Genomic DNA, 1,476 nt, shown 5'->3' on the forward strand with positions numbered 1-1,476 from the left:
GTAAATTTTCAGCGTTGCTGGCTCCCCGTCAGCCGGATTGGGTTGCATCGCAGGGGTGTCGAAAGAGTCAACTGCGGTCCAAAGCTGTTGGACTTGGGTGAAAAGGGCGTTTATTCTTCCTATACGTATAGGAAACCTTTATTATACGGTTATAGTAAAAAGGGGGAGAGGAATCTTCCTCTTTTTTATTTTAAAGGGAGATCTCCCATGACACTTCGTAGAAAAGGGTACATCAATGAATTTGATGGCTTATTTGTGATACCAACAATCGGATTAATCCTGTTGAAATTTTATATTTCTATATTTAGAGCATAGGCAGATTGCCTGTGCTCTTTATTTTGTTTGTTTTAAATTGGTATTGAATGATACCAATATTACATGATTAATGGAGGAGATTATTTATGACATTTAATAACAATGAAAATACACGTGTGTGGTTTATTACAGGTGCAAGCAGTGGACTAGGATACGAATTCACAAAAAAAGCATTGGAGTCAGGAGAGAAGGTTGTTGGTGTTGCTAGAAATATTGAAAAACTGAATGAGTTAAAATGCCAGTTTGAAGGAATGTTACTTCCTTTAAGTCTTGATGTTACTGATAGAAGTGCTGTTTCGACTACAGTGGAAACTGCCATTAAACATTTTGGAAGACTCGATATTGTCATTAACAATGCAGGGAATATGGTAATGGGAATGATTGAAGAATTTAGTGAAGATGAAGTTAGAAGCCAAATGGAAACTAATTTCTTCGGTACAGTATGGGTAAGTCAAGCTGTTATGCCGTACTTGCGGGCACAAGAATCAGGTCATATTATCCAGATATCTAGTATTGGTGGACTGATTAGTGGTCCAATGTCGGGAATCTATAGCGCTAGTAAATTTGCTTTAGAAGGATTTAGCGAGGCTTTAGCACAAGAAGCTGCACATTTTGGTATAAAAGTATCTATCGTAGAACCTGGAGGTTACTGGACGAATCTATACTTAAAAATGAGTTTTACTACACAGAAAAAAGAGTATGATTCATTACGTGAAAAGTTGGCCCAACAATATTCAAACGAATCGGTGGATAGTGATCCTAAGTTAGCCGCCGAAGCTATAATGAAACTGGTTAATAGTGAGAATCCGCCTCTCCGATTAGTTCTGGGAAGCCTTGTATATGATTTAGCTGTTGAAAATGCAGAAAAACGTATATTTACATGGAAAGAGTGGGAATCAGTCAGTCGTTCTTCGGAACATGGGATTCCTGCACCAGAAGGATACGGAATAATTGAGGAATAGAAACCCTAAGAAATAAACTCTCTAAACTACAAAAACTAATTAATGATTTAATATGTTTATTAACTTAATCGCCGGGCGCAACGGCTTTCGTCATTGCGTCTCTGGGAGCAGCTTGGTCTTCAACTGCACCGGCCTTTGTCGCTTTCCGTCTACTTCAAGCAGTGGGCGCGTCGGCCATGCTGGTGGCGACGTTCGCGAC

2 protein-coding genes and 1 pseudogene are annotated in these 1,476 nt (G+C 39.3%); all 3 read left to right on the forward strand.

The features are described 5' to 3' along the window. On the forward strand, window positions 1–315 hold a 315-nt coding region (locus tag FTU62_RS17290), incomplete at its 5' end, for a hypothetical protein (RefSeq protein WP_218944809.1). An 86-nt stretch (window positions 316–401) separates the two neighbouring features. After that, the gene (locus FTU62_RS17215) at window positions 402–1,277 is read left to right on the forward strand and encodes an SDR family oxidoreductase (RefSeq protein WP_078081115.1); all 876 of its coding nucleotides are present in this window, start codon (window positions 402–404) and stop codon (window positions 1,275–1,277) included. 74 nt (window positions 1,278–1,351) lie between these two features. Beyond that, window positions 1,352–1,476: pseudogene (locus FTU62_RS17220) on the forward strand (CmlA/FloR family chloramphenicol efflux MFS transporter); the annotation flags it as partial.

This window comes from Acinetobacter sp. YH12126, from assembly GCF_013418745.1.
In the GTDB taxonomy this organism is placed as follows: Bacteria; Pseudomonadota; Gammaproteobacteria; order Pseudomonadales; family Moraxellaceae; genus Acinetobacter; species Acinetobacter amyesii.

Bases quoted from the DNA above. Each gene is read 5' to 3' on its own strand.
- FTU62_RS17215 (WP_078081115.1), top strand. From the start codon at position 402: ATGACATTTAATAACAATGAAAATACACGTGTGTGGTTTATTACAGGT.